Below are 3,121 nucleotides of genomic sequence, written 5' to 3'. Positions count from 1 at the left end.
AGGACAGGGCTGGCGGCGAGGGCCCGGCCGGCCACAAGGCGTGAGGATACGCAGACCGTGCTACTGCAACACGCGCACAAAGATCGGCGCGGCGATCGCGACGACCGCGCCCAGCAGCATGCTCGGGCCGTAGGCGAACTCGTCCTTGCGGCCCTTGCGTCGCGTCACCAGCAGCACCACGGCGACCAGCCCGCCGACCAGGAACGTCGCGAGCGTGGCGATCACCGGGTGGGCCCAGGTGAGCCACCCGAGCAGCATGCCGAGCAGGCCGGCCAGCTTGACGTCGCCGAAGCCGATCGAGCCCGGCGGCAGCACGAAGATCAGCAGGAAGTAGAACAGCCACAGGCCCGCACCGCAGACCCCGGCCCGCAGCAGCGCCCCCCAGTCCCCGGTGACGTAGCTGCACAGCGCGAGCAGGACGGCCAGGATCGGGTAGCTCGGCAGCTGGATCCGGTCGGGCAGGCGGTGCACGTCCAGGTCGATGAAGGCCAGCGCGACCATCACCCACCCGGCGACCACGTACGTGGCGGGCACGAGCGGCGGACGTCCGGGGGCCAGGACCACCCAGAGCAGGACCGTGAGCACGACGGTGGCCGGGATGACCCAGCCCGCCGACGGCTTCGGCAGGCGACGCTCGTCCTCGAGCCGGTGGCGCAGGTGCACCAGCTGCGACTGCAGCACCGCTCCGGCGACCAGTCCGGCGAAGGCGGTGCCGAGCAGGACGGACATCTCGGGCATGGCCGCACCCTACGCACCAGACGGGTCCCCTCGGTAGAGGGCGGGGGTCGTCGGCCCGCGGCCCACCGGCTGTGCGGAGTCGTGCCGAGTCCAGTCCGCCCTCGGAGTCGATGTATTCGCGCGGTCCATAGGCCGCGCTATTACATCGACTCGCGTGGGGGGGCGCGCGTGGGGGGGGCGCGCGTGGGGGGGCGTGGGGGGCGGGGGGGCGTGGGGGGCCGGGGGGGCGGGGCAGCCTTCGGGGCAGGCCGGGCCCTTGTCGGGGGTCCTGCCCCGGTCGTACGTTGACTAGTGCGTCGCCGGAACCGACCCACCCTTTCACGAAGAGGAACGGTTATGGCACGACACAAACTCCTTCGGTCCGTCGCTGCGGCGACGGCCGCGCTGACCGGCCTGACGATCGCCGGCATCGCTACCACCGGAACGGCCCAGGCAGCGGGCCGCTCCCAGCACCGCCACCAGGTCACCGCCGCCTCCCAGTGGACCCGGCACGTCCACGGCGCCCGGCTCGCCGCCGGTGACCGCGTCAACGTCAAGGTCTGGCTCACCCCGCGTGACGCGGACGGGCTCACCGCACTGGCCACGGCCGTGTCCGACCCGCACTCGGCGGCATACGCCCACTACCTGAGCGCGGCCGGGTACGACTCGCGGTTCGCGCCCACCCGGGCGCAGGTCGCGAGCGTCACCGCGTGGCTGCGCGGCGCCGGGCTGCGGGTCGACGGGTCCGACGCATCGCACCACTACGTCGCGGTCTCCGGCACCGCGGCCGCCATCGACACCGCCTTCACCGCCGGGATCCAGCAGTACCACGTCGACGGTCAGGCGGTCACCGGCGCGACCCAGCCGGTCACCGTCCCGAGCGCGCTGGCCGGCAGTGTCCTGGCCGTCACCGGGATCGACACCCTGGGGCACCGGGCCACCCCCAGCACGGACCGCGGCACGTCCGCCGCGAGGGCCCGGGGCCCGGCCCGCAGCTCCGACCTCGGCCCGCCGCCCGGCTTCGTCAACGCGCAGCCGTGCTCGGCGTACTACGGCCAGAAGCGCGCGAACGACCTGCCGGCCTTCGCCGGCGACCACCTGCCGTATGCCGTGTGTGGCTACGTGCCGAGCCAGCTCCGGTCCGCCTACGGCCTGACCGGCACCCGCCTGACCGGCCGGGGGCAGACGATCGCGATCACGGACGCGTTCGAGTCGCCCTGGCTGCTGCAGGACTCCAACACCTACGCCAGCCGGCACGGTGACAAGCCGTTCCGGCCCGGCCAGTTCAAGACCCGCAGCGACACGAACTACGACCCGGCGAAGGTCGACGAGTGCGGCGGCAACGACTGGTACGCCGAGCAGAACCTCGACGTCCAGGCGGAGCACGGCATGGCCCCCGACGCGAACATCGTCTACTACGGCGCGGCGAGCTGCTACGACGACGACCTGCTGGCCGCGATGGCGCGCGCCGTCTCGGACGACCAGGCCTCGATCGTGAGCAACTCGTGGGGTGAGCCGACCTACGTGACGCTGCCCGATGGCACCGTCACCCCGTCGATCGACGACACCCTCGTGGCGGCCTACGAGTCGATCTTCAAGCAGGCGGCGGTGCAGGGCATCGGCTTCTACTACTCCGCCGGTGACACCGGCGACGACCTGGCCGCCTGGGGCGTCAAGCAGACCGAGTTCCCCGTGTCCGACCCGTGGGTGACCGCGGTCGGCGGGACCTCCCTCGCGGTGGCCCGCAACGGCCGGCGAGCCTTCGAGACCGGCTGGGGCACCGAGAAGTGGTCCCTGAACGCCGACGGGTCGGCGTGGACCGACGCGGGCTACCTGTACGGCTCCGGCGGTGGCTGCAGCGCCTGGTTCACCAGCACGCCGCCCTACCAGCGGTTCGCCCGCACCGGCTGCTCCGGCCGGGCCGTGCCCGACATCGCGATGGACGCCGACCCCAACACCGGCATGCTGATCGGGCAGACGCAGGACTTCGACCTGCCGACCCGCTTCGGCACGGGCACCCAGTACGGCGAGTACCGCCTCGGCGGCACCAGCCTGGCCTCGCCGTTGCTGGCCGGCCTGAACGCCGCTGCGCAGCAAGGCCGCTCGCGGATCGGCTTCGCGAACCCGCTGATCTACCTGGTCGGTCCGTTCACGGCGCACGACGTGACCCCGCAGGGTGACGCCGGGAACATCCGGGTCGACTACGTCAACGGGCTGAACCAGGCCGACGGCACGGTCGCCTCGGTGCGCACCTTCGACCAGGACTCGAGCCTGGCCACCAACCGTGGGTGGGACGAGGTCACCGGCGTCGGCAGCCCGACGCTGCGGTATGCCGTCGCGGTCCACCTGCTCCGGCTGCCCTGAGAGCGCGTATGCCGCTGGGCGGGCCTCCCGCCCAGCGGCA

The 3,121-nt window shown here is 72.9% G+C and carries 2 protein-coding genes; one reads left to right on the top strand and one right to left on the bottom strand.

From position 1 onward, the window contains the following. Positions 1-60: 60 nt before the first annotated feature. A complete protein-coding gene (locus WMI84_RS17810) occupies positions 61-738 on the bottom strand; it encodes an A24 family peptidase (protein WP_347355112.1) in 678 nt (225 codons plus the stop codon). A 336-nt stretch (positions 739-1,074) separates the two neighbouring features. Between WMI84_RS17810 and WMI84_RS17805 the strand changes: the two genes are divergently transcribed. Further along, a complete protein-coding gene (locus WMI84_RS17805) occupies positions 1,075-3,081 on the top strand; it encodes a S53 family peptidase (RefSeq protein WP_347355111.1) in 2,007 nt (668 codons plus the stop codon). The last annotated feature ends 40 nt before the right edge of the window (positions 3,082-3,121 follow it).

It is taken from the genome of Intrasporangium sp. (genome assembly GCF_039812505.1).
In the GTDB taxonomy this organism is placed as follows: Bacteria; Actinomycetota; Actinomycetes; order Actinomycetales; family Dermatophilaceae; genus Intrasporangium_A.
This window is presented reverse-complemented; position numbering and strand designations above follow the sequence as displayed.